General features: G+C 68.1%; 1 protein-coding gene and 1 pseudogene. One reads left to right on the forward strand and one right to left on the reverse strand.

Translation table 11 applies throughout. The features are described 5' to 3' along the window. Positions 1 to 217 (forward strand): annotated as a pseudogene (locus ACFWVC_RS38615) (ABC transporter ATP-binding protein); the annotation flags it as partial. A gap of 105 nt (positions 218 to 322) precedes the next feature. Here ACFWVC_RS38615 and ACFWVC_RS38620 read toward each other — a convergent pair. Beyond that, on the reverse strand, positions 323 to 1,270 hold the full coding sequence (locus tag ACFWVC_RS38620; RefSeq protein WP_384299593.1) for a D-alanyl-D-alanine carboxypeptidase family protein: 948 nt from the start codon (positions 1,268 to 1,270) through the stop codon (positions 323 to 325). Positions 1,271 to 1,402: the final 132 nt, after the last annotated feature.

Here is a 1,402-nt window from a genome sequence, read left to right on the forward strand (position 1 = left end):
GAAGAAGCCGAAGGTGCTGCTCGCCGACGAGCCCACCGGCGCCCTCGACGAGGGAACCCGCGACGAGATCCTCGCGCTCCTTGAGGGGCTGTGGAAGGAGTACGGGCTGACCTTCGTCATGGTCACCCACGACTCCGCCATCGCCCGCCGGGCGACCCGGGTGGCCACCATCAAGCGGGGCCAGGTCACCGTCTCCGACCGCACGCCGGCGGCCTGACGGCCCGCCCCGCCGTCCCGCCCGCCCCGGGCGGAAAACGAAGAATCCCTGGAGCCCGTCCCGACGGGCTCCAGGGATTCCCCAGCTGTTGGGGGTGCTACCGGGTCAGTCGCGCTGCGCGCCGGCCGGGAGCGAACGCAGCTTCAGCGTGCCGGCAGCGGACTTGCTGCTCGAGCCGAAGGCGTAGTTGAGCATCTTGGTGGCGTCGGCGAAGCGGTTGTCGCCGCTGGAGCTGTGGAGCAGCACGCCGACGATGGTGCGGCCGTTGCGGGTGGCGGCGAAGACCAGGCAGGGGCCGGCGGAGGTGCCGGTGCCGGTCTTGATGCCGACGGCGCCGCTGTAGGAGCCGAGGAGCTTGTTGGTGTTGTACCAGGTGTAGGTACGGCCGTTGGTGGCCTTCTGCACCGTCTTGGTGGCCTTCACGACACCGCGGAACGTGCTGTAGGACATCGCCTTGCGGGCCAGCATGGCCGCGTTGCGCGGGGTGGTGTAGTTGCTGCCGGCCGAGGATATGCCGTCGAACGAGTCGTACTTGGTGTTGTTCATCTTCAGCGCCGCGGCCGTGGTGTTCATCTTCTTGATGAACGACTTGGTGCGGGCCGAGACCGTGCTGCCGGTGCCGTAGGTGTCGGCGAGCGCCATGGCGGCGTCGCAGCCCGAGGGCAGCATGAGTGCGTACAGCAGCTGCTTGACGGTGACCTTGTCGCCCGTCTTCAGGTCGGCCGTGCTGGCGCCGTTGCGGACCACGTAGTCCCGGTACGCCTGCTTGATGGTGATCTTCTTGTTCAGGTCCAGCTTCGGGGTGCCGAGGACCACGGTGGCCGTCATCACCTTGGTGGTGCTGGCCATCTGCCGCTTGGTGTCGGCGGACTTGCTCCACAGCGACTTGTTGGCCGTGCTGTCGAGCAGGAAGGCGCCCTTGGCGGTCACCGAGGGGGCGGCCTTGACCGTGGCCGCCTGGGCCGGGACGGCCACCGGGGCCGCGACGACGAGGGCACTGGATGCCAGGAGTGCGGCTCCGAGCCGGTGCGTCCCCGTGATGCCGAGTCTCAACGAAACTCCATGGGTCGATGGGATGGGATCAGTCAGCATCCTGACATTTGACCGACGAACACCCGCACGGAGGGGTGGGATTGTGACCGGACGCGTACAAACGCGGGTGGCCCGCCCGGAACGGAGCTTTCC

The sequence above is a fragment of the Streptomyces sp. NPDC058691 genome (assembly GCF_042714775.1).
Taxonomy (GTDB): Bacteria; Actinomycetota; Actinomycetes; order Streptomycetales; family Streptomycetaceae; genus Actinacidiphila.